At 56.9% G+C, this 24,154-nt stretch carries 21 protein-coding genes; 5 read left to right on the forward strand and 16 right to left on the reverse strand.

The genetic code is table 11. The features are described from left to right. Positions 1-102 precede the first annotated feature (102 nt). The 5 genes from IE156_RS08275 to IE156_RS08295 all read right to left on the reverse strand — a co-directional run bounded on the left by IE156_RS08275 (position 103) and on the right by IE156_RS08295 (position 6,875). Complete coding sequence (locus tag IE156_RS08275; RefSeq protein WP_189392040.1) at positions 103-1,947, reverse strand: ABC transporter ATP-binding protein; 1,845 nt, start codon at positions 1,945-1,947, stop codon at positions 103-105. A gap of 298 nt (positions 1,948-2,245) precedes the next feature. Then, on the reverse strand, positions 2,246-3,853 hold the full coding sequence (locus tag IE156_RS08280; RefSeq protein ID WP_189392041.1) for a gamma-glutamyltransferase family protein: 1,608 nt from the start codon (positions 3,851-3,853) through the stop codon (positions 2,246-2,248). Next, positions 3,850-4,878, reverse strand: a complete 1,029-nt coding sequence (locus IE156_RS08285) for a Bug family tripartite tricarboxylate transporter substrate binding protein (RefSeq protein ID WP_189392042.1) — start codon at positions 4,876-4,878, stop codon at positions 3,850-3,852. Before IE156_RS08285 ends, IE156_RS08280 begins: the two co-directional genes overlap by 4 nt. A gap of 78 nt (positions 4,879-4,956) precedes the next feature. Beyond that, positions 4,957-5,880: a LysR substrate-binding domain-containing protein gene (locus IE156_RS08290; protein WP_189392043.1), complete on the reverse strand. Its 924-nt coding sequence runs from the start codon at positions 5,878-5,880 to the stop codon at positions 4,957-4,959. Further along, positions 5,877-6,875 carry an LLM class flavin-dependent oxidoreductase gene (locus IE156_RS08295; protein WP_189392044.1) on the reverse strand — a complete coding sequence of 333 codons (999 nt, stop codon included), beginning with the start codon at positions 6,873-6,875 and terminating at the stop codon, positions 5,877-5,879. Before IE156_RS08295 ends, IE156_RS08290 begins: the two co-directional genes overlap by 4 nt. An 88-nt stretch (positions 6,876-6,963) precedes the next feature. Between IE156_RS08295 and IE156_RS08300 the strand changes: the two genes are divergently transcribed. The 3 genes from IE156_RS08300 (at position 6,964) to IE156_RS08310 (ending at position 10,056) form a co-directional block, all read left to right on the forward strand. Next, positions 6,964-7,578 (forward strand): class I SAM-dependent DNA methyltransferase, encoded by a 615-nt coding sequence (locus IE156_RS08300; RefSeq protein WP_189392045.1) that lies wholly within the window; start codon positions 6,964-6,966, stop codon positions 7,576-7,578. Between the two features lie 523 nt (positions 7,579-8,101). Beyond that, a complete protein-coding gene (locus IE156_RS08305) occupies positions 8,102-8,914 on the forward strand; it encodes a mechanosensitive ion channel family protein (protein WP_189392252.1) in 813 nt (270 codons plus the stop codon). A 206-nt stretch (positions 8,915-9,120) separates the two neighbouring features. Beyond that, positions 9,121-10,056 carry a LysR family transcriptional regulator gene (locus IE156_RS08310; protein WP_189392046.1) on the forward strand — a complete coding sequence of 312 codons (936 nt, stop codon included), beginning with the start codon at positions 9,121-9,123 and terminating at the stop codon, positions 10,054-10,056. A 108-nt stretch (positions 10,057-10,164) separates the two neighbouring features. On the opposite strand, the gene IE156_RS08315 is transcribed toward IE156_RS08310, so the two are convergent. The 11 genes from IE156_RS08315 to IE156_RS08365 all read right to left on the reverse strand — a co-directional run bounded on the left by IE156_RS08315 (position 10,165) and on the right by IE156_RS08365 (position 21,590). Then, positions 10,165-11,094 carry an acyltransferase domain-containing protein gene (locus IE156_RS08315; RefSeq protein ID WP_189392047.1) on the reverse strand — a complete coding sequence of 310 codons (930 nt, stop codon included), beginning with the start codon at positions 11,092-11,094 and terminating at the stop codon, positions 10,165-10,167. Beyond that, the gene (locus IE156_RS08320; RefSeq protein ID WP_189392048.1) at positions 11,091-12,059 is read right to left on the reverse strand and encodes a triphosphoribosyl-dephospho-CoA synthase; all 969 of its coding nucleotides are present in this window, start codon (positions 12,057-12,059) and stop codon (positions 11,091-11,093) included. Before IE156_RS08320 ends, IE156_RS08315 begins: the two co-directional genes overlap by 4 nt. After that, complete coding sequence (gene mdcG / locus IE156_RS08325) at positions 12,049-12,753, reverse strand: malonate decarboxylase holo-[acyl-carrier-protein] synthase (protein WP_189392049.1); 705 nt, start codon at positions 12,751-12,753, stop codon at positions 12,049-12,051. Before mdcG ends, IE156_RS08320 begins: the two co-directional genes overlap by 11 nt. Further along, positions 12,753-13,466 carry a biotin-independent malonate decarboxylase subunit gamma gene (mdcE, locus tag IE156_RS08330; RefSeq protein WP_189392050.1) on the reverse strand — a complete coding sequence of 238 codons (714 nt, stop codon included), beginning with the start codon at positions 13,464-13,466 and terminating at the stop codon, positions 12,753-12,755. The genes mdcG and mdcE overlap by 1 nt, the downstream gene beginning before the upstream one ends. Beyond that, positions 13,463-14,365, reverse strand: coding sequence for a biotin-independent malonate decarboxylase subunit beta (locus IE156_RS08335; protein WP_189392051.1), 903 nt, complete (start codon positions 14,363-14,365; stop codon positions 13,463-13,465). The genes mdcE and IE156_RS08335 overlap by 4 nt, the downstream gene beginning before the upstream one ends. Then, positions 14,362-14,712 carry a malonate decarboxylase acyl carrier protein gene (mdcC, locus tag IE156_RS08340; protein WP_189392052.1) on the reverse strand — a complete coding sequence of 117 codons (351 nt, stop codon included), beginning with the start codon at positions 14,710-14,712 and terminating at the stop codon, positions 14,362-14,364. Before mdcC ends, IE156_RS08335 begins: the two co-directional genes overlap by 4 nt. Positions 14,713-14,746: 34 nt before the next feature. Next, positions 14,747-16,429, reverse strand: coding sequence for a malonate decarboxylase subunit alpha (mdcA, locus tag IE156_RS08345; RefSeq protein WP_189392053.1), 1,683 nt, complete (start codon positions 16,427-16,429; stop codon positions 14,747-14,749). Between the two features lie 55 nt (positions 16,430-16,484). Next, positions 16,485-17,765, reverse strand: a complete 1,281-nt coding sequence (locus IE156_RS08350; RefSeq protein ID WP_189392054.1) for an amidase — start codon at positions 17,763-17,765, stop codon at positions 16,485-16,487. A gap of 9 nt (positions 17,766-17,774) precedes the next feature. After that, the gene (locus IE156_RS08355) at positions 17,775-19,184 is read right to left on the reverse strand and encodes a short-chain fatty acid transporter (protein ID WP_189392055.1); all 1,410 of its coding nucleotides are present in this window, start codon (positions 19,182-19,184) and stop codon (positions 17,775-17,777) included. A gap of 641 nt (positions 19,185-19,825) precedes the next feature. Beyond that, positions 19,826-20,596 carry an IclR family transcriptional regulator gene (locus tag IE156_RS08360; RefSeq protein ID WP_189392056.1) on the reverse strand — a complete coding sequence of 257 codons (771 nt, stop codon included), beginning with the start codon at positions 20,594-20,596 and terminating at the stop codon, positions 19,826-19,828. Positions 20,597-20,741: 145 nt separating this feature from the next. Beyond that, entirely contained in the window at positions 20,742-21,590 is an 849-nt protein-coding gene (locus tag IE156_RS08365) for an RNA methyltransferase (protein ID WP_189392057.1), read from the reverse strand. 108 nt (positions 21,591-21,698) lie between these two features. Here IE156_RS08365 and IE156_RS08370 point away from each other — a divergent pair, with 108 nt between their 5' ends. Then, the gene (locus IE156_RS08370) at positions 21,699-22,490 is read left to right on the forward strand and encodes an inositol monophosphatase family protein (protein ID WP_189392058.1); all 792 of its coding nucleotides are present in this window, start codon (positions 21,699-21,701) and stop codon (positions 22,488-22,490) included. 58 nt (positions 22,491-22,548) lie between these two features. Continuing rightward, positions 22,549-24,132, forward strand: a complete 1,584-nt coding sequence (locus IE156_RS08375; protein WP_189392059.1) for a TerC family protein — start codon at positions 22,549-22,551, stop codon at positions 24,130-24,132. The last annotated feature ends 22 nt before the right edge of the window (positions 24,133-24,154 follow it).

The raw sequence follows: 24,154 nt of genomic DNA on the forward strand, positions 1-24,154 counted from the left end.
TGAAAAAAAACTTCGCCGCGAACACGGCGAAGTTTGATCTTTCGAAATTCTAATGGGACAAAGAGGTAACGTCAGTTTTTTTTTGCAAGCAAGTGACACCTATTAGTCACTTTGCTTGCCGGTTTCACCCAGGAACCCACCACTTTGGCGCGCCCACAGACGCGCATACAGACCACCTTGCTCCAACAGTTCCTGGTGGCTGCCCTGTTCGATAATGCGGCCTTGGTCCAGCACAATCAAGCGATCCAGTGCCGCAATGGTAGACAGGCGGTGGGCAATCGCAATAACGGTTTTGCCGTGCATCAAGGTGTTCAGGCTTTCCTGAATAGCAGCTTCCACTTCGGAATCCAGGGCGCTGGTGGCTTCATCCAGGAGCAAGATAGGCGCATCTTTCAGCATGACGCGGGCAATGGCGACACGCTGGCGTTGACCGCCAGACAGCTTCACGCCGCGTTCGCCCACGTGAGCATCCAGCCCTTCACGGCCTTGACGGTCGTGCAGTTGCGGGATGAATTCCGCTGCTGCCGCACGCTCAACGGCCATATGCAGCAGCTCGTCGTTGGCGTCGGGGCGACCATACAGAATGTTGTCGCGCATGGAGCGGTGCAGCAGGGAAGTATCCTGCGTCACCATGCCGATGGCGGCACGCAAACTGTCTTGCGTGACATGGGCAATGTCCTGACCATCAATACGGATGGTGCCGCTATCCACATCATGGAAACGCAGCAGCAGATTGACCAGGGTGGATTTACCGGCGCCTGAGCGTCCAATCAGACCGATGCGTTCGCCGGGTTTGATCACCAGATTGAGCTTGTCGATAACCTGACGGCTTTTATCGCGGTAGGCAAAGCTGACGTCCTGAAACTCGATACGGCCTTGCTCGATTTGCAGCGGCTTGGCCTCTGGCGCATCAATCACCGTGGGCTTTTGCGTCAAGGTGTTGATACCGTCTTCAATCGTGCCTACGTTCTCGAACAGATTGGTCAGCTCCCACATCAGCCAATGGGAGTGGCCGGACAGGCGCAGCGCCATGGCGATGACGGCGGCGACGACCCCGCCCGTTGTCTGGCCAATGGACCACAGATACAAGGCCAGGCCTGCCGAGCTGATCAACAAGAGCGTAGCCAGCACATGGTTGGCCACCTCAAACATGCTGATCAAACGCATCTGGGCGTGGCCAGTTTCCTGGAAGCGGCGCATTGCATTCTTGGCATGGTCTGCTTCACGGCGCGTGTGGGCAAACAGTTTGACGGTGTTGATATTGGTATATGCGTCCGTGATGCGGCCCGTCATCAAGGCGCGCGCATCGGCTTGGGCTGCACCGACTTTGCCCAGACGCGGCACAAAGTAGACGCACGCCAGGGCATAGCCTAGCAGCCAGAACAGGAAAGGCAGGATGAGCAGAAGGTCAAAACTGCCCGCCAGAATCAGAATGCCGATCAGGTAGGCGCTCATGCCCACGACCACTTCTACGGCCATGAACAGGGTTTCACGCACCGCCAAGGCGGTTTGCATGATCTTGGTGGTGATGCGGCCCGCAAACTCGTCCGCATAAAAGGACATGCTCTGGTTCAGCATCAACTTGTGAAACAACCAGCGCAGGCGCATGGGAAAGTTAATCGCCATTACCTGGTGCATCACCAGCGTATGCAGTCCAATCAAGACCACACTGCCTAGCAAAATACCGGTAATCGCCAATAGCGTGTTGCCATGCTGGCCCCAAAATTGAGCAGGCTCAATGGAAGGCAGCCAGTCGACGATAAAGCTGAGCAGGGCAAACAGCATGGCCTCGTAGGCCGACAGGCCAATTGAGGTCAGCGTCATCAAGCCAATCCAGCCGCGCGAATTTTTCGTGCACGCCCAGATAAAGGCGAAAAAGCCCTTGGGCGGGGTTTCTACATCTTGTTCGGGATAGGGGTTTAATCGACGTTCAAAAAATGACAGCACCAAATGGGCTCCAGCGGACGGCCCTAAGGATGACAGGGCCGTTTAGACAGATAAAAAACCGTTTCTGGGGTAAGAGAGCGGCAATTTTTGATGGTACCGCAGCCGCTTGGTTTGGCTATAAGAAACCTGATAAAAACACAGCTTTTGTGTCGTGGAAGCGTCAGTTTTTGACCCGAGTGTACGTTTTGAATGTAGCAGTGCCGTCCTTCATCGACGTGAAGGACGGCACTGGTGTGTGATTTGAGGGGGGGTGTAAAGCCCGCTCAAAACATCAAGCGATTTTGGATGATGCCCAGGCTTAGTAAGCCGCCACCTGCCCATCTTTACGTGGGTCGGAGCCGCCCACGTAATGATTACCTTGGCGCAGAATTAGTTGCGCACCACCAAAGGCGAACACGCCGCTGCCAGGTTCAACCAGAACCTCATGGCCGCGTCCGCGCAGGGCCTGGATGAGCGCAGGGTCGAAGGTGGGTTCTACCGCGACGCCACGCCCGCCTGTGACACGCCAGCGTGGCGCATCGGCTGCCGCTTGTGGGTTTTGGCCGTAAAGCAGCACACGCAGAGCCATCTGCATATGGCCTTGAGACTGGAAGGGGCCACCCATCACACCAAAAGACATTTGCGGAGTGCCATCTGCATTCATGGCAAAGGCCGGAATAATGGTGTGCGAAGGGCGCTTGCCACCAGCCACTTCATTGACATGACCGGGACGCAGGGTAAAGCCGTGGCCGCGGTTTTGCATGCTGATGCCCGTACCGGGGACAACAACGCCTGAACCAAAGCCCATATAGTTCGATTGGATCAAGGACACCATCATGCCGCTGGCGTCGGCTGCCGTGACATACACCGTGCCCGATGGACCGGGCAGACCGTGTTGTGGATCGCCTGCCTTGTCCATAGTGATCAGGGCTGCCCGCTCGCGCAGGTAAGCGGGGTCCAGCAAATGCTCGGGCTGATGAATCATGTGTTCCAGATCGGCGTGATGCTCGTACAGATCTGCAAACGCCAGTTTCATGGCCTCGATGCTCAAATGCACGGTATCAACGTGATCTAGCGGCTGCTGGCCTACACCGGCTTGCTCCATGATGCCCAGTGCCATCAGGGCGGCCAGGCCCTGACCATTGGGTGGAATTTCATGGATGACAGATTGTGCGAAGGGATGGCTGATCGTGCCGCACCAGTGAGCACGATGATCGGCCAGATCCTGCTCGTCCATCGCGCCACCGTGCTGGCGGGAGAAGTCGGCAATGCGCCTGGCCAATTCGCCTGTGTAGAAATCTTGACCTTGTGTGGCGGCAATGCGCTCCAAGGTATTGGCTTGGTCCTGATTTTGATACCACTGACCCGCCACGGGGGCTTTGCCATCCCGTAAAAAGGCTTCGGCAAAACCGGGTTGATTGCCCAGGCGCTGACGGCCCAATTCCCACAGACGAGCAATGACGGGCGATACCGGAAAGCCTTCCCGTGCGTAATGAATCGCAGGGGCAGCCACTTGTTCCAGACTTAAACGGCCCAGCTTGCTGGATAGCTCGGCCCAGGCGGAGACGGCACCGGGAACAGACACACTTTCCCAGCCCTTGTCGGGGATGGCCTCATGTCCTTTGAAACGGTCGGGCGACCAGCCGCGAGGCGAGCGCCCCGATGCGTTCAGGCCATGCAGCTCTTTGCCGTCCCAGACGATGGCAAAGGCATCGCTGCCTATGCCGCAACCAGTCGGTTCGACGACGGTCAGCGCGATCGCAGCAGCCAAGGCCGCATCAACGGCATTGCCACCCGCATGCAGCATGCGCAGGCCTGCTTGGGCCGCCAAAGGGTGGGAGGTACTGACCATGTTTTGGCCAAGTACTGCAGAGCGGGCGGACGGGTAGGGGTTGTTCCAGTCCATACAGGTGTCAGTCTTGTTCATTGAATCTGTATTCCAGTCAGTTTGATCAGGCCTTGCCAACGTGCGCTGTCCTCGCGAACCAGAGAAATAAATTCTTCACGACTGGTGCTGCGGGGTTGGTCCACGCCCAATGTTTGCAGGCGTTCGCGTACTTTGGGGTCCTGAATGGCGTGTGAAAAAGCAGCATAAGCTTTGTCACGGATCTCGTCAGGCAGACCTGCAGGAGCGTACAGGCCAAACCATGTTACTGATTCATAGCCCGGCAAGCCGGATTCTTGAAAAGTGGGTAGATCGGGAGCCAGGGGGGAGCGCTGTTGGCCCGTCACGCCCAGGGCTCGCAATTGGCCACTATTTACATACGGCATGCCGGTAGGAATAGCGTCCAGCAACACATGGATAGAACCACCCAGCATATCGTTAATGGCCTGGCCGGTTCCTCGGTACGGAACGTGGGACATCACGATATTGGCCTGATTCAAAAAGGCCTCGGTGCCCAGATGCACGATGGTGCCATTGCCGCTGCTGGCGTAGTTCAGTTCATCGGGGTGGGCGCGCGCGTATTCAATCAGTTCCGGCAAGGTTTGTGCGGGAACGCTGGGGTTCACCAGCAGGACGCTGGCCGCATCACCTAAGTGGGCGATGGGCGTGAAGTCTTTTTCGGCATCGTAGGGCAGGGATTTATACAGATGCGGTGCAATCGCGTGGGTGCTGCTGGTGCTGAACAATAAGGTGTAGCCATCCGCTTTGCTGCGTGCCACTTCGGCCGAGCCAATCGTGCCGCCTGCGCCTGTGCGGTTGTCCACAATAATGCTGGTATTTAGCGCTTTGGAAGCGCTTTCGGCAATCAGTCGGCTAATCACATCGGTTGCCCCGCCGGTGGGGAAGGGAACGATCAGGCGAATGGGGCGATCCGGCCATTCGGCGGCTTGGGTAGCCAGAGTGCTGGCGGCCAGTACGGCACCCACCAGGGTTTGGGCCAGACGACGCCAGCTTGGGCGTGTCGAAAGGGGCTGCTCTGTGCTCAGGGCTTTATATGGACGGGTCATGGCTATCTCCTCAATCAAGAGATGATAGGAAAGGCGGTGATGCCGAACCAGCAACAAATAAGCAGATCAGCGTTGCTATTACGGCAAGGCTTGTGGGTCGATTTCCAGCTGGGGCAAGAGATCGTCCAGAAAGCGGCGAACAATAGAGGGTAAGCGGCGGCCAGCCAAGGCCTGTACTTCAATTTGGCGGTTCAATAAACCTCGCTCATGGATGAAGCTGGCTTGCAGCAAACCTTGTTCAATCAAATGGCGGGCGGACAATAAGGCAGAGACCGTCACTCCGGCACCGGATAAAGCGAACTGATGCAAGGACTGCATATGGTTGCTGCTAAATACCGGGGCCAGACTTAGGTTCTGCGCACTGCAGGCCACATCCATCATTTGTCGCACGGTGGTGTCCGCACCGGGCAAGGCCAGTGGATGGGCTAACAGACTTTTAAGGCTGATGCGCTCGGTGCGGGTGACGGGATGGCCGGGAACGGCCAGTGCCATGACGGGGGCGTCGCGCCGAAACAAGGTCTTGATGTCTTTTTCCGCTGTCTGGGTAAATTTGATGCCTATATCAATCTGCCCGCTTAATAAGAGCATGGTGATTTGGTGAGGCGGCAATACATCCAGCTGAAAGCGTATGCCCTGGTTCTTTTGACGGAATTGGGCAATACATTGGGGCAGCAACTGAGCAGCCAGACCTTCAGACGAGGCAATGCGGATTAGGCCGGTTTGCAGCCCTTGCAGGGCGGCAATATCGTGCAAAGTACGCTCGGCATCCAGAGCGCTGCGACGGGCGTGGGCTAATAACAGTTCGCCTGCTGCAGTCAGGTTCATGCCACGGGCATGGCGTTCGAACAAAGCCATGCCCAGGTTTTCCTCCAAGCCGCTGATCTGGCGGCTGATGGCCGAGGTAGCGACATGCAAATTGCTGGCTGCCTGCGAGATAGAACCACAACGCGCTACTTCCTGGAAGTAGCGCAGTGCGGTTTCTTGAAGATGACGTGGGTTCATACCAGACTGCCGCGCAGCTCGGCGGCAATCTCGTAGGAGCGCAGGCGCTTCTTGTGGTCAAAAATATTGGCGTTCAGCATCAGCTCGTTCGCGCCGGTGAGCTGGATGAAGCCCTTCATCTGTTCAAGCACTTGTTCCGGATTGCCAATGGCCGTACAGCTAAGCAAAGAGTCCAGCAGGTGTTGGGCTGGTGGACTGCATTGCTCGTAATAGTCCAGAACCGGTGGCGGCAGTTGGCCGGGACGGCCGCTGCGCAGGTTCACAAAGGATTGCTGCCAGGACGAGGCCAGCAGCTTGGCTTCGTCTTGCGTATCGGCGGCAAAGACGTTGTAGCCCAACATGACGTAGGGCTTTTCCAGATGCACGGAGGGTTGGAACTGACGGCGGTAAACCTCAATAGCATCCATCAACTGAGCAGGCGCAAAATGCGAGGCAAAGGCATAGGGCAGGCCCAAGGCGGCAGCCAGTTGAGCGCCGAACAAGCTGGAACCCAGAATCCAGACCGGTACGTTCAGGCCACGGCCAGGCACGGCCATGATGCGGTTGCGGGGCTCATCGGACATATAGTCCATCAACTCCAGCACATCGCGTGGAAATTGGTCCGGGTCGCTGCTGAGATTGCGGCGCAAAGCGCGGGCCGTTTCCTGGTCGGAACCGGGTGCGCGGCCTAGGCCCAGGTCAATGCGGCCGGGGTACAGGGAGGCTAGTGTTCCGAATTGCTCGGCAATAACCAACGGCGAGTGGTTGGGCAGCATAATGCCGCCGGCCCCCACACGAATGCGGCTGGTTTGGCTGGCAATGTGCCCGATCAGCACCGAAGTGGCGGCGCTGGCAATACCGGGCATGCCGTGGTGTTCGGCCAGCCAGTAACGGTGATAGCCCCACTGTTCGGCATGACGGGCAATGTCCGCCGAACAGCGAAAAGACTGGGCCGGAGTGGAACCCTGAACAATAGGGGATAGGTCTAGGACGGAGAGTGGATAGCTTGGCTTCATGGCATTAGATTCAAATTGGACTCAGGATATAGTCGATCCATCGTTAGGCAGCGTCAAGTAAACCCATAACATAGGCAAGGATGTTCAGATGAAAGAAACCAGTCGTCGCACCGTCAATCATTACCAGGACCATGCGCAGGCCTATCGGAATGGCACCTGGGATCACGACGTCAGCCAGAACCGGCAAGCCTTGTTGTCAGCCATCGCGACGCAGGGGCCTGTGGATATTCTGGATCTGGGCTGTGGGCCTGGACGGGATCTGGTGGCGTTTCAGGCGCTGGGCCACCGCCCGGTGGGCTTGGATGGCTGTGCTGCTTTTGTAGAGATGGCCCGCAAGCAAACAGGCCTGACCGTCCTGCATCAAGACTTTCTGGATTTGAAGTTGCCTGCTGCAGCCTTTGACGGGGTATTTGCCAATGCAGTCTTATTTCATATCCCTAGCGCCGACTTACCGGGTGTGCTCGCTGCATTACGGCACAGCTTGCGAGCCGGTGGTGTCCTGTTTGCCTCCAATCCGCGCGGGCAGGGACAAGAGGGTTGGCATGGTCAGCGCTATGGCTGTTACTACAGTTGGGAGCAGTGGTCGCAGCGTCTGGAACAGGCAGGCTTTGACTATATAGACCACTTTTATCGCCCTACGGACAAGCCGCCACAGGAGCAACATTGGCTGGCTTCGCTGTGGCGAGTGACGGGCTCAGAATGAGCAAAATGGTGAATTGCTGACCTGCCTACTTAGAGGTTTGTTTTATAAAGGGATTTATTGTTAATACAGGGGTTTTCCCTATTTTTATGCACATCTTTTGTGGATAAGCCTGTTTCCGGCCACTTGGGCTCGGTTCAGAGAAAAAAATGGTAAAGAATTGTCGATTCTCTGATCAGCTGTTTTAAGTCATTGATTGCATTGTGTTAAATGCAGTGATTCACGGCTTATCCTGTGACTTGTCCACATTTTACGGGGATAAGGTGGCGCTTATTTTCCGGTTTGGCTGTTTTCTGTTCGCCCTTTTTAAGTCGCTGATACTGCAGGCAGTTTTTGTGATTTGCCCAGTTTTTCCTATGAGCTATCCACAGTTTTCGGGGATAAGATGGAGCGCTTGCCCAACTTGGGTTCAAGTGTGTCCCAAGGCTATGATGCGCACTAGCAATGTCTACCCTTAGCGGCCAGTCCCTTCGGTTCTTTGTCATTTTATTGAGGAGATTGAAACGTGGAAAAATTGCAAGCCTGGATGACGGAGTTCCCCGCCGTTGTCGCGATTGCGCTTAATGTCGTGATCGCTTTGTTGATTCTGATTATTGGCTGGTGGCTATCTGCCGTGGCTGGTCGTGCCATTAAGCGGATGGCGGCCGGCTCCCCCCGAGTGGACCCGACTATTGTGCCTATGGCCCAGTCCGTTACGGTCTGGACGATTCGCATCTTTGTGCTGATCGCCGTACTGGCGCGTTTTGGCGTACAGACAGCCAGCATTATTGCGGTTTTGGGTGCTGCCGGTTTGGCCGTGGGCCTGGCCTTGCAGAACACACTGCAAAATATCGCAGCCGGCATTATGTTGCTGATGCTGCGTCCCTTGCGTGCCGGTGAGTTTGTGTCGGTAGTCGGTAAAGGCGACGGTACCGTGCAGGAAGTCGGTTTGTTCCTGACCCGCTTTGAGCAAGTGGACGGGATTCAGTTCACCTTGCCCAATAGCCTGATCTGGGGCAACCCCATCATCAATTACAGCCGTAATGCGACCCGTCGTTTGGATTTTGGCGTGGGCGTCCGTTATGGCGATGATCTGGAACTGGCCATCCAGCTATTGCAAAAGCTGCTGGATGAACACGCCAAGGTATTGAAGGACCCAGCACCGCTCGTTATGGTCATGGAATACAAAGACAGTGTGATCACCGTAAACCTGCGAGCCTGGATCAATGCGGCAGATTTCTGGGATGCGCGCTTTGACTTGTTCCGCCGTGCAGTTCAAGTATTGAATGAGGCTGGTTTGCAGACGCCAGTCCCTGTGCGCGAAATCGTGCAAGCGAGTGGTGAGAAAAAAGCCGCTTAAGCCGTGGTTTGCGCTCTGGCTTTCAGAGCTTGAGCGCGATCGTGCCAGGTTCAGGAGCTGGCCGTTCTGATCTAAAATAGAAATGCCCCAAGCCTTGCTTTTAGCGGCTTGGGGCATTTTTTTCGGGTTAGCCTGCATTGGCCTTCGTTGAGGCTTCCCCCATACTGTATTCTTTGCTTCACCGCTGTTTTCTACCTGCCCCCACGATGTTTCTGATTGACGAAAAAATCACGGTAAGACGCCTGGAAGTTCTGCTGGCCTTTTTGGAAGCCGGCACGATTGCTCGTGCCGCTGAGCAATTGGGCACCAGTGCGGTTAGCGTGCATCGGGCATTGAAAAGTCTGGAAGAAGGGCTGCGTTGTCCTTTGTTCTTGCAAGAGGGACGCAATCTGGTTCCGCAGGAATCGGCCCGCGAGCTGGCCGAGGCTGCGAAAGAAACCATACGCACCTTGCAGCATGGCATTGATGCAGCCCGCGAAGCCGGCGGCTATTCCTCGGATCAATTGCGTATTGGTTCCATGTATTCGCTGACGATTCGTCTGGTGCCGCGCCTGCTGGTGGAGTTGAAGGTCCACAAGCCTTTATTGCAGATTGATCTGGTGCTGGATTCCAACGAGAAGCTGCTGCACAAGCTGCGCAGCGGTCATATCGATGCCGCCCTGATCGAGCTGCCACAGGTGCAGCCTGATGACCTTGAAGTGCTGCCAATTTTTGATGATGAACTCTTGTTTGCCGCTCCCATGGATTGGCAGGGCTCGACGTCGTCTGTCGTGGATTTGGAGCGCTGCTCCAAGGAACGGTTTGTATCGCTAACCGACGACTTTGCGACCGGGCGAGATATGCAGCGCATGTTGGCCAAGGCGGGTTTTGAAGCCGATATTGTGATGCGTACTGGGGATATCTTTTCCTTGATGAGTCTGGTCAGCGGTGGGGTGGGGTGTTCCTTATTGCCCGCCCGCGCGAAGGATGTTTTCTCTGACAAGATTCAGTGGTTAAGCCTGGAACCTCAGTACCAGCATTCGCAGCGTATTGGTCTGGTCTGCATGAAGTCGCGTGAACGCAGCCCAAATGTCTTGAGCCTGTTGCGGGCGTGTCGGATCGTGCGAACTCAATTGGAGAAGGAAGCGCAGAAGTCGGCTTGAAGTAGGACGGTTTTTGGATGTTTATTTGCCTGTTTTTCGGGGAGACGAACGACTCCCAACCATGCTGTCCTGACTGGCCTTCCGCTCACCCAGCGTGTAGATGCCTACCTATCCCGCCCAGCGTGACAACCAGCGCTGCAAACCGTCCAGGGTTTGAAACTCATCCACACTACGCGCCGGAATCTCGGGATAGCGTTGATTCCACATGGTCGCCAAACTGCGCCCTGGCCCGATTTCCAGCACCAAATTTGGCTGTCGTTCTTCAATCTGCTCCATGCAGGAGTCCCATTGCATGGTTAGCATCATCTGTGCCGATAAAGCCTGTGCTGCCGTGGCTGCGTTATGCACCCACACGCCGGCATTCGTAGGCCAGGGCAGGCGGGGAGTGCTCAGCTTGCTTTGCTCCAGATGCTCTTGAAAGGCTTGGGCTGCGCTACTCATCCAATGGGTATGGGAAGCTATATTCACGGCCAATGGCGTGCAACGAGCTCCTTGTTCTTGAGCAAATTTCTCCAAGGCGGCAAGCTTGCTACGGGGCCCTGCACACACGGCGCTATCGGGACCATTGCGTATCGCTAATGCCGCGCCCTGCGCCTCGCACCATTGCTCAATCGTCCGAATCGAAACTCCGCTGATCGCCAGCATGCCACTGTCTTGTCCAGCTCCAGCCTGGTCCATCAAGGCGGCACGCAGTCCAGCCAGTTTGACGGTGTCGCTGGCTGATAGAACACCGGCCACGGAAGCGGCGGCCAACTCGCCAATGCTATAGCCTGCTACTGCCACCAAGGTTTGAGCAGGAGCTTGAAGGGCGGGTATATGTTCTTGCAGCTCCTGCCAGACCGCCAGTGCGCACGCCGTCAGCACGACCTGAGCATTCGCGTTGGTACTGGCCCAGTTAGCATCGCACATGGCGGCTCGCCAATCGGGAACATGCAATTGTTCCTGCATTTGCAGCAGCAAGGGATGCGCCGGAGTGATCCAGGGCAGCATCTCAGCGTGCTGCATACCCTGCCCGGAGAACAGCAGGGCGATTTTCATAGCCAGGCTCCAGTAGGGCGGCGCTGGCTGGCGCAACCGGGTGCATATGCTTGCAAACGGTCCAGCCAGCAGCAGGCCGATAAGGTATCGGCTGCGCCTCCGGGGGATAAGCGCCGTTCCATAAAGGCCTGATGCACGGTTTGCGCTCGTTGCACCGCATCGGGGGTAAACGCACTGCCCGCTTGCAGGTAGTGTGTGGCGCAGCGGCGCGCATAGTGCAGCCCCTCCAGTCCGCCACGATGGGCCAGATTACTATCGTCCAAGACCGCCATAACAGAAAAGAAGGTATGCAAACCCACGGTTTGCAATTTCTGTTCTGCCACTGGTGTGCTGTGCGGAGACAAAGTTTTGACAGCGACTTGCCAGGCGGGCCAGGCCGTTTCAAACAAGGTGGGAAAACCTTGGGCTGCTTCCTGGTTTGCGCCTTGCAAGCCATAGCGGCGTACCGCCCGTCCGCCCGGCAGAGCGGACGACACTTGCAGGCTGCGCGCCTGTAAAGCGGCCCCCCATAATGTTTGAAGTTGGTCCCGAATCGTGGCGGGAGTCAGGGTGCGAAAAGGAAGGCAAGCGCCTGCAGCTGCGCACAGCAGGCCCAGCATGAAAATGGCGCCTCTGTGGGTATTGATTCCCCCAGTGGCTGCCTGCATGCGAGCCTCCGCTGCAATCCCGCGAGTTTGCAGCTGGCTGAATGAAACACGCTGTTGGCCCAGGGCCGCCATATCGATGAAATAGTGGCGCAAGGCAAATAGACTTCGATAAAAGGTACGGGCATCCATATCCTTGTGACTACCGCTGTCGAGTAAGGAAACCAGCCCCGGCTTTGGAGATAGAATCAGTTCGTCGTACAGCGCCAGAACGGCAGCTCGGCCTATGGCCGCGCAGCTCCAGGAATGGCATGAATTGGTGGCGTCTTGAGCCTGGGGCAGATTGGCCAAGGCCGCCTGTTCAATGACATCAAGTCGCATGAGAAGACTCCAAGGTAGAGGTGTGTTCGGACCAGTCCGAGTGCGCCTGAATGCGTAAACCATCAGTGCGCTTGATCATCACTTTGCTGCTGGCACCGCTGCGCCATTGCTGCCACTCGCGCCAGGCGATGGCGTCGTCGTTGGGAAACAGCAACTCGCCATCCAAGCGGGGCAGGCCCTTGATGTCCCCGGCTTCATTCAATACTTTGACCAGCAGATCTGCCTGCGTTGCGCTTTGTACGGGCAGCATCAAATCCAGATCCGAGCCTTCTCGTACATAGCCCTGCCCGGTGATTAATTCCCAGCCGTAGCTACCGTAGATTTGTGCTTTGCAGCCTTGTGCCTGCAATTGCTGGCACAAACTCAGCCAGTCTTGTGCCAGGAAAACGGGCAATAAAGTCTGGGCCTCATGGGCGGGAGGAAAACCTCCCCACGTCAGGCTTAAAGCGTGGGGAATGATCAGGGACAGACGCTGCCGTCCCCAATCCGTGGGCAAAGGAATCCCCACTTGCAGCTGCCCGCTGCTCAGTTCGCCCGGCTGACGGCTGACTACCAGCGGCCACCCTTTGGCATGCCATCTGCGCAAGCACTGATAGGCATGACTGGCAGGTTCCAGATCAGCCAGCACTTGATCCCATGCGGTGCTTTCCAGCGTGATCAGGTGATGACGTCGGGCGGGCAGCGGGGCGTTCATCAGGACGCCTGCAAGACTTGCTCAATGATCTGTGCAGCCATACGACGGCCACCGCGCTCCGCTCCATCACTGGCGCGGCGATCACGATTATTGGATTGAGCCAAGGCAGCACGCAGAGACGCGCGTAGCTGTTCGGGCGAGTTGTTGTCCCACACAGACTGAATGCCACCCATGGCCACGTAATTGTCGACACCGGGGGCAAATACCGGGTTGGATTGCGCCAGTTCTTCTAGCATGGCTTCCGGCAGTTTGGTGACGCGTGCCATGGCAGGAATACGCATCACGCGGATCTCGGCTTCAGGTACGGCATAGCAGGCATCCGCAATCAGTCCGGAGGTAATAAAGCCACCCGATAAAGCCTGTTCATAGACCAGACCAATGACCTTGTGGCCTTGGCGTCGGGCCAGATCCAGGCACATACCCAGGTGGGCCATAGCTCGGTTAATGCCCAGCAACTCGTCGCGGCGACGCAGTTGCTGGCCTTGGGTATCCACCAACAGCAACAGGCTGCGACCCGGATGGTTCTTGATCGTATCCAGCACCGCCTGCGCCTGCATCAGCGCCAAGGCCACGCCGATGGGGGCGTGTTCCGTCGTGCCGATGACTGCTAAGGTCTGGCCATCAAACTCGGCATTACCTTGCAAAAATAAATCCTGTTCGGTAATGGTGTGCTGTTGGTCGAACAGCGATTGCACCAGCGTTTCCCATTTCATGACAGCACCTCCTGGCTGCGCAATGCTTTGACAGCCGTCGCATCCATCTGCCCAACTTGATCTGTTTGTTTTACGCCGAGTGCTTGCCACAAGGTTTGGGCCTGATTGTCGGTTTGCTCCCATTGCTCGACAGGCAGCAGGGCGGCCCGCTGAGCCAGCAGCCTATGTTCTTGTTCCAGTTCTTCCAGGGTGACCGGACCACGAGCTGGCCTCTTTAAACCGCGCAGCGCAGCAGCACGGAAAGCAGCCACGGTGTCGGACACCAGATCGTCGCAATCCGCCGTTAGCCAACGGTGTTTGCCACCACTGGTTTGCCAGACCAAGGCGCGGTCTTGGGAGTCGTATTCTTCAACACCATGCGAGGCTTCAATCACTTCGGGACCGGACATGGCCAGTCGGCCTACGTCGCTCATAATCAGGTGGTTGGTGCAGCGGGCCACAATGCCCATGCCTCCAAAACAGCCATTTTGTCCGCCGACCAAGGCAATCACGGGGACATCTGCGTTGCGCGTGTCCAGCAGGGCACGCATGACCTCGGATACGGCGATCAAACCGGCATTGGCTTCGTGCAAGCGCACACCGCCGGACTCCAGCAGCAAGATGACGCCAGCAGGGCGGTCGATCATGGCGCGACGTAACAGACCCACCAGCTTGGCTCCGTGAACTTCGCCCACCCCACCGCCCATGAATTCGCCTTCCTGGGCGGCTATATAAACAGTCTGCCCATCCAGCAAAGCCTGGCCGATGGCCACGCCATCATCAAAGGACGAGGGCACACCCAGTTGAGCCAGATGCGGGCTGCTCAAGCGTTGCGCAGGAGGCAGCCATTCGTGAAAGCTGTGGGCGTCAAACAAGGCCTGGACGCGCTGGCGGGCAGAACACTCCAGATAACTGCTCATGACGGTGTTCCTTGTGCTTGGCTGCGGGCCAGGGCCTCGATAGCGGCCTGATCCAGACGCAGGCTGACCACGGCAGGGGTGGCGCCCATATCGTTAATGTCAAAGTGGATACCTGCCAGCGGATGGCGTTGGTGAAAGTCCCGCACCACCGCGTCCCAGATCGTGGAGAAACCGCGTGCCGAGGTGTGGATGTGGATGGTGCATTCGGGGCTGTCTGTGGGTTCGGCCAGAACCTCCAGATTTCCCGAACCCACCACGCCAACCAGCACGGGCTGGAAAGTGCCGATGGGCGCGTGTCCTTTGAAACTGTAGGCTAGGGTTTCCAGGCCGTGAGGAATGTTTGTCATCGTGATCTCCTAATGCAATTCGCTGTGCGGGCCATTACCAGTTACGGAAGCGTGCCGGGGGTTGATACAGCCCACCGGAGGCTTGAACCAGATCGCGCATGCTGCGTGCGGCCAGTAGGTTGCGGGTGGCTTGGCGTGGGTCTATGCCCAGATCCTGGGGGCGACGGATAATGCCGCGGTCGCGTAGGTTTTCCACCATACGGACATCGCGGTCCAGGCCCACTTGCGTATAGCCCGCAACGCCGCGTATGGCTTGCTCGCGTTCCTCGTCGGTACGGCACAGCAACAGATTGGCAATACCTTCTTCCGTCAGAATGTGGGTGACGTCGTCGCCATACACCATGATGGGCGGCAGATCCATGCCGGTCTGCTCTTGCAGGGTCCAAGCATCCAAGGTGTCCACAAAGGCTGGGGTCATGTGTTCGCGGAACGTTTCCATAATTTGCACCACCAGTTTTTGACCACGCGGCGTACCAGAAACGCCTTGACGTCCTGCACGGGCCTGCTGTCCGGCCTTTAACCAGGCGGGGCTGGCATGGCGACGGCCACGGGCATCGGCCCCCATATTGGGTGCACCACCAAAACCGGCAATGCGGCCCAGTGTGGCGGTGGAACTGTTGCCATGCAGATCAATCTGCAAGGTAGAGCCGATGAACAGATCGCAGGCGTAGTGACCCGCAGCCTGACAAAAAGCACGGTTGCTGCGCATGCTGCCATCAGGGCCGGTAAAGAACACATCGGGGCGGGCACGTAAATAGTTCTCCATGCCCAGCTCGGAACCAAAAGAGTGCACCGATTGCACCCAGCCTGCTTCAATGGCAGGGATCAAGGCGGGGTGGGGATTCAAGGCCCAGTGCTGGCAGATTTTGCCTTTCAGGCCCAGCGATTCACCATAAGTAGGTAGAAGTAATTCAATAGCAGCGGTATCGAAACCAATGCCGTGGTTCAGGCGTTGCACACCGTATTCCGCATAAATTCCTTTGATCGCCATCATGGCCATCAAGACCTGGATTTCACTGATCTGAGCCGGGTCACGAGTAAATAACGGCTCGATAAAGTGCGGGCGCGAGGCAGGCACTACAAAGTTCACCCAGTCGGCAGGAATATCTACGCGCGGCAGGCGAGTGGTCTTGCTGTCGACCAGCTCATTCACCTGGGCGATCACAATGCCGCCGGAAAAGGCGGTGGCTTCCACAATGGCCGGGGTGTCCTCCGTATTGGGGCCGGTGTACAGATTGCCGTGCTCATCGGCAGCCTGGGCTGCGATAAGGGCGACATTCGGGGTCAAATCGACAAAGTAGCGGGCAAACAATTCCAGATAAGTATGAATGGCACCGATATTCAGCCGTCCTGCTGAGGCCAATCTGGCCAGGCGTGCGCCCTGCGGGCCGGAGAAGCTGAAGTCCAGGCGGCTGGCAATGCCTTTTTCAAACACATCCAGATGCTGGGGCAAAGCCAACACGGATTGCACCATGTGCAGGTCGTGAATCTGCGCCGGATCAACACCCAGCAGCGCATCGGCCAGGAAGTCGGCCTGCTTCTGGTTATTGCCTTCCAGACACACTCGATCTCCCACTTGTAAAACGGCCTCCAGCAGGGTGCTTGCCTTATCCGTGCTGCATATTTTGCCTTGCAAAGCGTCTCCCAGTGCGCGGCTGGCACGTTGCAGTCTTTGCTGGCGGGCTTGATTCTTAAGATTCCAGTTGCTGTCCGTCATTGGGTTCCCTGTCATACCTCTGTCGATGTGATCCGTTAATAAGCTGCCCGATGCGTCAGGATCGGAGTTCAGGCAGCGCGATAGTGAGTGTGCCCAGGCGATGGGCGATGCGGGTAGCGGCCTCCAGCAGCAGGTCGTCCTGTCCAGGGCGGGCGGCGACTTGCAGTCCTAAGGGAAGGCCGTGGCTGCCAAAGCCAATGGGTAAGTTGATGCATGGAATACCCAGCGCAGTCCAGGCCCGGCACAAGACCGGATCGCCAGTGGTGTCGCGTGTGGGGGCCTCGCCCAGGGCCGCCGCGCTTAGAATCAGGTCCGCATTTCCAAAGAGCAGATCAGGTTGGCGCTTGACGTGATCGATGGTGCTTTGCGCCTGGATCAGTTCGGCTGGGTTGGTCTGGGCGCACTTGTCCAGATAAGTCTGTAAAACGGGTGAGAGCTGGGCGGCGTGGTGTTGACGCTCTTGGCTTAAGTGGGCCAGAACTTCAGCGCCCATCACAGCCTGTTGGGCATGAGTCAGGGCACCGAATGCGTTGTCCTTGTCGCTGGTTTCCACTTCAAACTGGCTGCTGTCTGCTTGCAGATGGGCCACGGCGGTTTCCAGCCGATCACGTAAATCGGTCGCAATGTCTGGCCACCAGGGTGTGTGCAAAAAGCTCAGGCGCAAGGGCGCTTGCAGCAAGATGTGCGGCACTTCTGGTGTCGTACGCAGGGCATTGAAAACGTGGCGTATGTCCTCCAGACGTTGGCCCAGAATGCCCAAGGTATCTAAAGAGGGGCTGATGGTTTTCAGCCCCTCTGTGGGCAGAGCGCCGAAGCTGGGTTTGAAGCCATAAATGCCGCAAAAAGTAGCCGGGCGCACGACTGAACCGGCAGTTTGGGTACCCAGGGCCACGGGAACCACATTTGCGGCCACGGCAGCAGCGGACCCCGAGGAGGAACCACCCGGCGTATGTTCCAGGTTCCAGGGGTTACGGGTTTTGGGCGGGCTGAATAATGCAAATTCCGTCGTCACGGTTTTGCCGAAAGGGACGGCACCCGCCGCACGCAGCGCCTGCACAATGGCCGCATCCTGCGTGGGACGGTTGTCCTGATAAATGGGCGAGCCATAGGTGGCTGGCGCATCAGCGGTATTGATCAAGTCTTTGATGCCAACCACCAGCCCCTTCAAGGGGCCGGTGCTCTGCTCTTGATCTTTGGCGACGCGCCGCACTTGCTCTTTGTCCAGATGGGCAAAGGCCTGAATCAGATCCTCAGTTTGCTCGTAGCGGGCAAGCGCGGCTTCTGCGGCCGCTTGGCTGGATGTCTTGTTTCGGGCGGCGAAATCAGTCATAGACATGGTGGGTCCTTAGAGCGTGAAGGGTGCAATAAAAATAGCAATCGTCAACACGGCGGTACCAATCAGGAAGGCCACAACGGTAAAGCCCATTACCTGCCGCACATTCAGGCGCGCAATGGCTAGCACGGGCAGGAGCCAGAAGGGCTGGATCATATTGGCAACTGCTTCGCCAAAGGCCACCGCCATGGACATCAGGCCCAGATAGGCAGGGCTGTTTTGGCCTATCGCCAGAGCCGACTGCACAGCGATAGGGCCTTGCACTCCCCAATGTCCGCCCCCCGAAGGCACGAACAGCGAGATGATGATGGACGCGATAAAGGTCAAAAAGGGCAGGGTGTATTCATTGGCCCCAGTGACCAGCGCAGAGGACAGAATTTCTTCCAGTGCACGGCCGCCATCCATGGGGATGTAGGCCAGCAAACCCATAATGCCGCCGTACAGCGGATATTGCAGAATCAGCGGACCAGCGGTCTTGGCCGACTCGACAAAGGCTTTGATAAAGCGGATAGGAGTCCAGTGCAGCAGGGCACCGGTGACGGTGAACAGCATGATCATGGATGAGATGTTCAGTGCAAAGCCGCTGCGCACGAAGTAGTACATACCCGCAGCAAAGAACAGCACATTCAGAATCCACAGGTTTTCCAGCTTTTCGGCCGGGGTGGTGGGCTTGTTTTTGGGCAGGTCTTTTTCAATATCGGCAAAGACGGCAGGGTCGGGTGGCAGGGCGTAGTCCGGCTCCATGCGCCAGATGGTCAGAAACAGCAGAATGATCAGGGCCACGACCGGTATCCAGCTATAAGGCTGGAAAATAGTCAGGCTAAAAGGGATTGTCATGCCGGTCAGTTGGTGGATGACGTTGATGGGGCTGGTGGGGTCGGTGTTGGCCAGGGCAATGGAGCTGGACAGGCCCTGAGTCCAGAGCAGATAGCCCATATAGCCCGAGGCAATCAGATAACCAAAATGCACATTGGGCAGACGGCGAGCCACTTGACGGGCGACTAAGGCCCCGGCAACCAGCCCCAGGCCCCAGTTCAGCAAGCAGAAAATGGCCCCTACGGCAAAGCACAGCAGGGCACCTTCAACTTGAGTACGAGCGCGGGACGCCAGCCAGATAATGGCGCGTTTTAATGGGGGGGCTTCGGCCAGGGTGTAGCCTGTCACCAAAATCAGCACCATTTGCAAGGCAAAGGTGAAAATGCTTTTAGGTCCCCATACGCCGCGATACCAGGCATCCACCATTCCTCCGGGGGTGGCGCCGTCCACGAACAGGGCAATCATTCCAACAACCAGCAAACTGAGGATGACCGCAAAGAGATAGGGGTCGGGCATCCACTTTTCTACGTAACGCACGCAGATATTGGTAAAACGAGTCAACAAGTTTGGCCTGGGTTTGGCCGTGATGGTAGCAGTGGTGTTCATAATGAACTTATCCTTGTTTTTGTCTCCCCGACCTGGCTAGTGGGTCGGCTTCTGGGTTCGGATGCTGGATACACAGTCCCGCTAGCGCGCACTCCTCGGTTATGACTGTTGCCTGTATCTCGCCTTCCTTGTTTTTATGGTGTGCCGTTAGTGGGCTTATCGTTGTGCCCACAAGATAGCGATAGGCTCGGGCACAGATCAATAAAGCAAATGTGTGTTCATTTACGCCGGGCGAAACGATGGCGCGTTAACCCTAGGAGAAGACGGGCGTGCAGGCATGTGTACCGGCGGCTTTAGATATAAAGCGGGCTGTTTTTAAGTGATGGGGGAATTTATCTAAAACGAACTGATTCGGGAAACAGTCCGAGTCAGGGATAAGGCGCGGTTTGAAAATGGGGACTTGGTTTCTATCAGAGGATTTTGAGACGTGGAACTGGTAGAGGACCGGGCGATGGTTGGATCGTCGTTTTAGTCTTAGTAGGCTGGTGCTCGTCGCTCGACCTGAGTTAACGGGTAAAGGATGGGAAGAAAGAGTGGGCAATCGCCCGAGACGCAAAAAAGCACACAGAAAATTCTGTGTGCTTTAGCGGGTTTTCAGGGTCGTTTGAGTGCAGAGAGCCGGGCCGGACGATTGCCCAGACTTAAAACTTATCGGCTACCGAATCCAGTGCATCACGTAGCAAGCCGGCAATTTCTTTTTGACGAGGAGCAGGCATGCGTTCGGTGATTGCCGTGACACTCATGGCCAGAATAGGACGGCCTTTGTGATCACATAGGGCGCAGCCTACACCCAGGGCACCACGCACCGCGTAGTTGCCGACGACTGAATAGCCGCGAATACGGGTATTGCTCACCAGCTGGCGCATTTCACGCTGAGTCATGCCGCCGTACTGATCCAGCTGATTCGCATTGCGCTCGATAATCTGTTCGATGGCTTCGTCACCCAGCGTGGCCAGATAAGCCATGCCACCGGAGCCCACGCCCAAAGGCTGGCGCTTGCCCACATAGGTGGCCAGAATCTGTACCGGATAGGGGCCGATCTCGCGCCACAGGCTAATGGAGTCGTCGCCGTCGCGTCCCACCAGAAAGACCGCATCACCAGTTAGCTGCGCCAGCTCTTGCATGATGGGTTGCATGGTGGTGACACGCGGGTCCAGTCCAAACAGGCCCTGATCCTGGCGCGTTGCGCTGTAGCGGCGACTATGGCTGCTGTTCTGGACCAGACCGTGATCGATTAGGGCGGCCAGCAGGCGATAGATAGTGGGGCGCTGCAACTGGGTGGCGCGCGACAGGTCAGTCACACTCAATCCTTTGCCTTGGTGATTCTGCAAAGTCTTGAGCACCAGCAGGCCGCGTTGCAATGTACGCGGCCCAGCCTGATCCTGCGGTTCTACGGTCTCGGGAGTGTTCATGCTTGAAAACAGCTAATGCTTACCGAAAAGTAACTCAGTAAGAATATACGCCAGCCGTCAAAGTGTCCACTCTGTGATCGCTCATCAAGCTCGAATGCCCGTTGGCTGTGGCGAGCCGGGGGCATAGGCTTGATGGTGGCACGCTTTAATGGCGCTCAGGACCTGCCGAGTCGTCCTGGCGTTGCTCAGGAATGGGGTGGCCTGCGGTCTTTGCGGTCTTGATCATGGCGGTACACAGACCGCGCAGCATATCGACTTCGTCCAGACTGAGCTGGGCGCGTCCCAGCAGGTGCTGCATGCGGGGCACCAGTTTTTTGGGGTGCTTGGGGTCCAGAAATTTGACGCTTTCAATGGCCTGTTCCCAGTGCTGCAGCAAGGCTTTGACCTTGGCTTGTGGAGCCAGCTCTTTGCCAGGGTCGGCTTTGCCCTCGGTATTGGGCAGCAAGCTGGCACCGCTTTCGGCCAGCAGGGCGTAGCGCAGTTCCCAGGCGGCCAGTTGCAGGGCCTGGGCCACATTCAGGGAGCTGTATTCAGGGTTGGCCGGAATATGGCAGAGATACTGGCACTGGCTGATGTGCTCGTTAGTCAGTCCCACGCGTTCTGTGCCCAGCACAATCGCGACTGTGCCGGTCTGTTCGCGCAGGTGAACGCGGCTGAGTTCGGCCGTCTGTCGTATATCGGCAGCAGGAGGCCCCAGGTAGCGGGGGCGGGCGGTCAGGGCAAAGGCCAGCGTGACGGGTTCCAGCGCGTGTGCCAGCGTGGGAACAATCGTTGCACGCTCCAAAACGTCCACTGCGCCGCTGGCCAGCGAGATCGCTTGAGGGTTTTGTGCAACGTCCGGGTCCAGCGGGTCGACCAGACATAAGTCGCCAAAGCCCATGGTTTTGATCGCTCGCGCGGCTGCGCCCACGTTTCCAGGGTGGCTGGGTTGCACCATAATGAAGCGAACCCGGTGAAAATTATCATCAAATGCCGATGCTTGCGTCTGAGTCATTTAAAATAGCTACTTTGAAGCTACGCTTCCTGTGTCTGCTCACGCGATTTTGCCCTGCAACAGGGCACGCCAGGCAGGCTCAATTATTGTTAAAAAAACGGAATTTCCATGCACCCGATGCTCAATACCGCCATCAAGGCGGCTCGCCGTGCCGGCACCATTATCTCTCGCGCCAGCCTAGACCTCCAGCACCTGTCGGTTGCGCGTAAAGGCCCTAAAGATTATGTCACGGAAGTGGATCGCGCAGCAGAGGAAGCCATTATTGAAGTGTTGAGCGAAGCCTATCCCGACCATGGCTTCATTGGAGAGGAAACCGGCGAGCGTCCCCCGCTGGAGCCCGCAGGTGAAGGTACCCCTGAGTACCAGTGGGTTATTGATCCGCTTGATGGCACCACCAACTTTATTCACGGTTTTCCTTGCTATGCGATTTCCATCGCCCTGTTGCACCGTGGCCAAACCGCCCATGCGGTTATTTACGACACAACGCGTAACGAGCTGTTCACAGCCAGCCGTGGAGGCGGTGCCTTCCTGAATGATCGTCGTATGCGTGTTTCGGGTCAGACCCGTTACCACGACGCTTTGATCGGTGCTCACGTGCCTGATTCGGGCGCTGGCGTGAAAACCACCTCTCCTTTTGCCGATATGCTGTCCGAATGCGCGGCTGTTCGTCGCGTCGGTGCAACGGTTCTGGATCTGGCTTATGTGGCCAGCGGTCGTTTGGACGGTTTCTGCGCGGTTGGCCTGAAGCCTTGGGATTTGGCTGCCGGCACTTTGCTGGTTACCGAAGCCGGTGGTCTGGTGGGCGACTTTGAAGGCGAGCAGACCTGGAAAGAAACGGGCAATGTGCTTGCTGCCAGTCCGAAGATCTTTATCCAGATGTTGTCGCACATGCAAGATTAAGAACCTAGACCCCGGCACCGCCGGGGTGTTCTTTTAATGACAGCGCCAAGGAGCTGAGATGGAGTGGTTGATGGACCCGACCGCCTGGGTTGGGTTACTCACACTGGTTGTTCTGGAAATTGTGTTGGGCATCGACAATCTGGTGTTCATTGCAATTTTGGTCGACAAGCTGCCTCCGGCGCAGCGTGACCGGGCTCGGGTGCTGGGCTTGTCTTTGGCCCTGCTGATGCGCCTTGGCCTGTTAACGGTCATGTCCTTTTTGGTGCAGTTGACCGATCCTTTGGTGTCTGTCCTTAGCCTGGATTTTTCAGGCCGCGATCTGATCATGATCGTGGGTGGTTTCTTCTTGCTGTTCAAAGGCACGCTGGAACTGCACGAACGCATTGAGAACCGTAGCGCACACGCGTCTGGTTCTCGCATGTACGCCAGCTTCTGGGTCATCGTGGCGCAGATTGTGGTGCTCGATGCGGTGTTCTCCATCGACGCGGTGATTACTGCCGTGGGTATGGTGGAGCATCTGCCCATCATGATGGCGGCGGTGGTCATTGCTATTGGCATCATGCTGGTGGCGTCCAAACCTCTGACTCTTTACATCAACAGCCGGCCCACGGTGGTGATCCTGTGCCTGGGCTTTTTGTTGATGATCGGTTTTTCTTTGCTGGTGGAAGGCTTTGGTGTGCATGTGCCCAAGGGCTATCTGTATGCGGCAATTTCTTTCTCCATCCTGATCGAAATGTTCAACCAGCTGGCGCGGCGCAAATTGCGGCTTTTGCAGGCGGGGCGTCCTATGCGCGAACGCACGGCCGAGGCGGTGTTGCGCATGTTGGGCAAGAGTCCTGCTTCGGGTGCCGCAGCGATTGGCCCTGATCTGCCCGGTGGTGGTGCGCAAATGGTGTTTGGTCAGGAAGAGCGCAATATGGTCAGTGGCGTGCTGACGTTGTCCGAACGCACTGTGCATTCGGTGATGACGCCGCGCAATGCCATTACCTGGCTCAATATTCAGGATGAGCCCGAGGTTCTGCTCGAAAAGATGACTCATGAACCTCATAGTATGGTGCCCGTGTGTCGCGGTTCGCTCGATGAGGTTATTGGCATTGGTCGAAGCAAAGAGTTACTGGCAGATTTGCTGATTCATGGTCATGTCCGTCTGGACCAATTGCGTCAGCCGGTGTTTGTGTACGAGTCCATTGAAATTCTGAACTTGATGGAGACCATCAAGCAAAGCCGTGGACAGTTGGTGATGGTGACCGACGAGTTTGGCACGATTGAAGGACTGGTTACGCCCCTGGATATTTTTGAGGCGATTGCCGGCGACTTCCCCAGCGAGGACGAAACCCCCGATATTGTCCAAGAGTCCCAGGACCACTGGCTATTGGACGGCTCTACCGACCTACATCACCTGGAGCAAATGCTGGGGGTGGATGGTCTGGTGGATGAAGATGAAGAATATGCCACCTTGGCAGGCTATCTGCTGACGCGTTTCGGTCAGTTGCCCAAGGTAGGTGATGTCTGTGTTCTTGAACAGAGTGATGCGGTTTATCGCTTCAAGGTTGAAGAGCTGGAAGGGCGTCGCATTTCCCAGGTCAGCCTGGAGCGCGTGCCCAACGATGATGAACAAATTGATCCGTTCCTGGCATCTTAATTTTTATTGGCTTTGATTCACG

The sequence above is a fragment of the Alcaligenes pakistanensis genome (assembly GCF_014652815.1).
Lineage (GTDB): Bacteria > Pseudomonadota > Gammaproteobacteria > Burkholderiales > Burkholderiaceae_B > Alcaligenes > Alcaligenes pakistanensis.

Coding starts and splice junctions, on each gene's coding strand:
- IE156_RS08280 (WP_189392041.1), bottom strand. CDS start 3,853: ATGAACAAGACTGACACCTGTATGGACTGGAACAACCCCTACCCGTCC.
- IE156_RS08285 (WP_189392042.1), bottom strand. CDS start 4,878: ATGACCCGTCCATATAAAGCCCTGAGCACAGAGCAGCCCCTTTCGACA.
- IE156_RS08290 (WP_189392043.1), bottom strand. CDS start 5,880: ATGAACCCACGTCATCTTCAAGAAACCGCACTGCGCTACTTCCAGGAA.
- IE156_RS08295 (WP_189392044.1), bottom strand. CDS start 6,875: ATGAAGCCAAGCTATCCACTCTCCGTCCTAGACCTATCCCCTATTGTT.
- IE156_RS08300 (WP_189392045.1), top strand. CDS start 6,964: ATGAAAGAAACCAGTCGTCGCACCGTCAATCATTACCAGGACCATGCG.
- IE156_RS08305 (WP_189392252.1), top strand. CDS start 8,102: ATGACGGAGTTCCCCGCCGTTGTCGCGATTGCGCTTAATGTCGTGATC.
- IE156_RS08310 (WP_189392046.1), top strand. CDS start 9,121: ATGTTTCTGATTGACGAAAAAATCACGGTAAGACGCCTGGAAGTTCTG.
- IE156_RS08315 (WP_189392047.1), bottom strand. CDS start 11,094: ATGAAAATCGCCCTGCTGTTCTCCGGGCAGGGTATGCAGCACGCTGAG.
- IE156_RS08320 (WP_189392048.1), bottom strand. CDS start 12,059: ATGCGACTTGATGTCATTGAACAGGCGGCCTTGGCCAATCTGCCCCAG.
- mdcG (WP_189392049.1), bottom strand. CDS start 12,753: ATGAACGCCCCGCTGCCCGCCCGACGTCATCACCTGATCACGCTGGAA.
- mdcE (WP_189392050.1), bottom strand. CDS start 13,466: ATGAAATGGGAAACGCTGGTGCAATCGCTGTTCGACCAACAGCACACC.
- IE156_RS08335 (WP_189392051.1), bottom strand. CDS start 14,365: ATGAGCAGTTATCTGGAGTGTTCTGCCCGCCAGCGCGTCCAGGCCTTG.
- mdcC (WP_189392052.1), bottom strand. CDS start 14,712: ATGACAAACATTCCTCACGGCCTGGAAACCCTAGCCTACAGTTTCAAA.
- mdcA (WP_189392053.1), bottom strand. CDS start 16,429: ATGACGGACAGCAACTGGAATCTTAAGAATCAAGCCCGCCAGCAAAGA.
- IE156_RS08350 (WP_189392054.1), bottom strand. CDS start 17,765: ATGTCTATGACTGATTTCGCCGCCCGAAACAAGACATCCAGCCAAGCG.
- IE156_RS08355 (WP_189392055.1), bottom strand. CDS start 19,184: ATGAACACCACTGCTACCATCACGGCCAAACCCAGGCCAAACTTGTTG.
- IE156_RS08360 (WP_189392056.1), bottom strand. CDS start 20,596: ATGAACACTCCCGAGACCGTAGAACCGCAGGATCAGGCTGGGCCGCGT.
- IE156_RS08365 (WP_189392057.1), bottom strand. CDS start 21,590: ATGACTCAGACGCAAGCATCGGCATTTGATGATAATTTTCACCGGGTT.
- IE156_RS08370 (WP_189392058.1), top strand. CDS start 21,699: ATGCACCCGATGCTCAATACCGCCATCAAGGCGGCTCGCCGTGCCGGC.
- IE156_RS08375 (WP_189392059.1), top strand. CDS start 22,549: ATGGAGTGGTTGATGGACCCGACCGCCTGGGTTGGGTTACTCACACTG.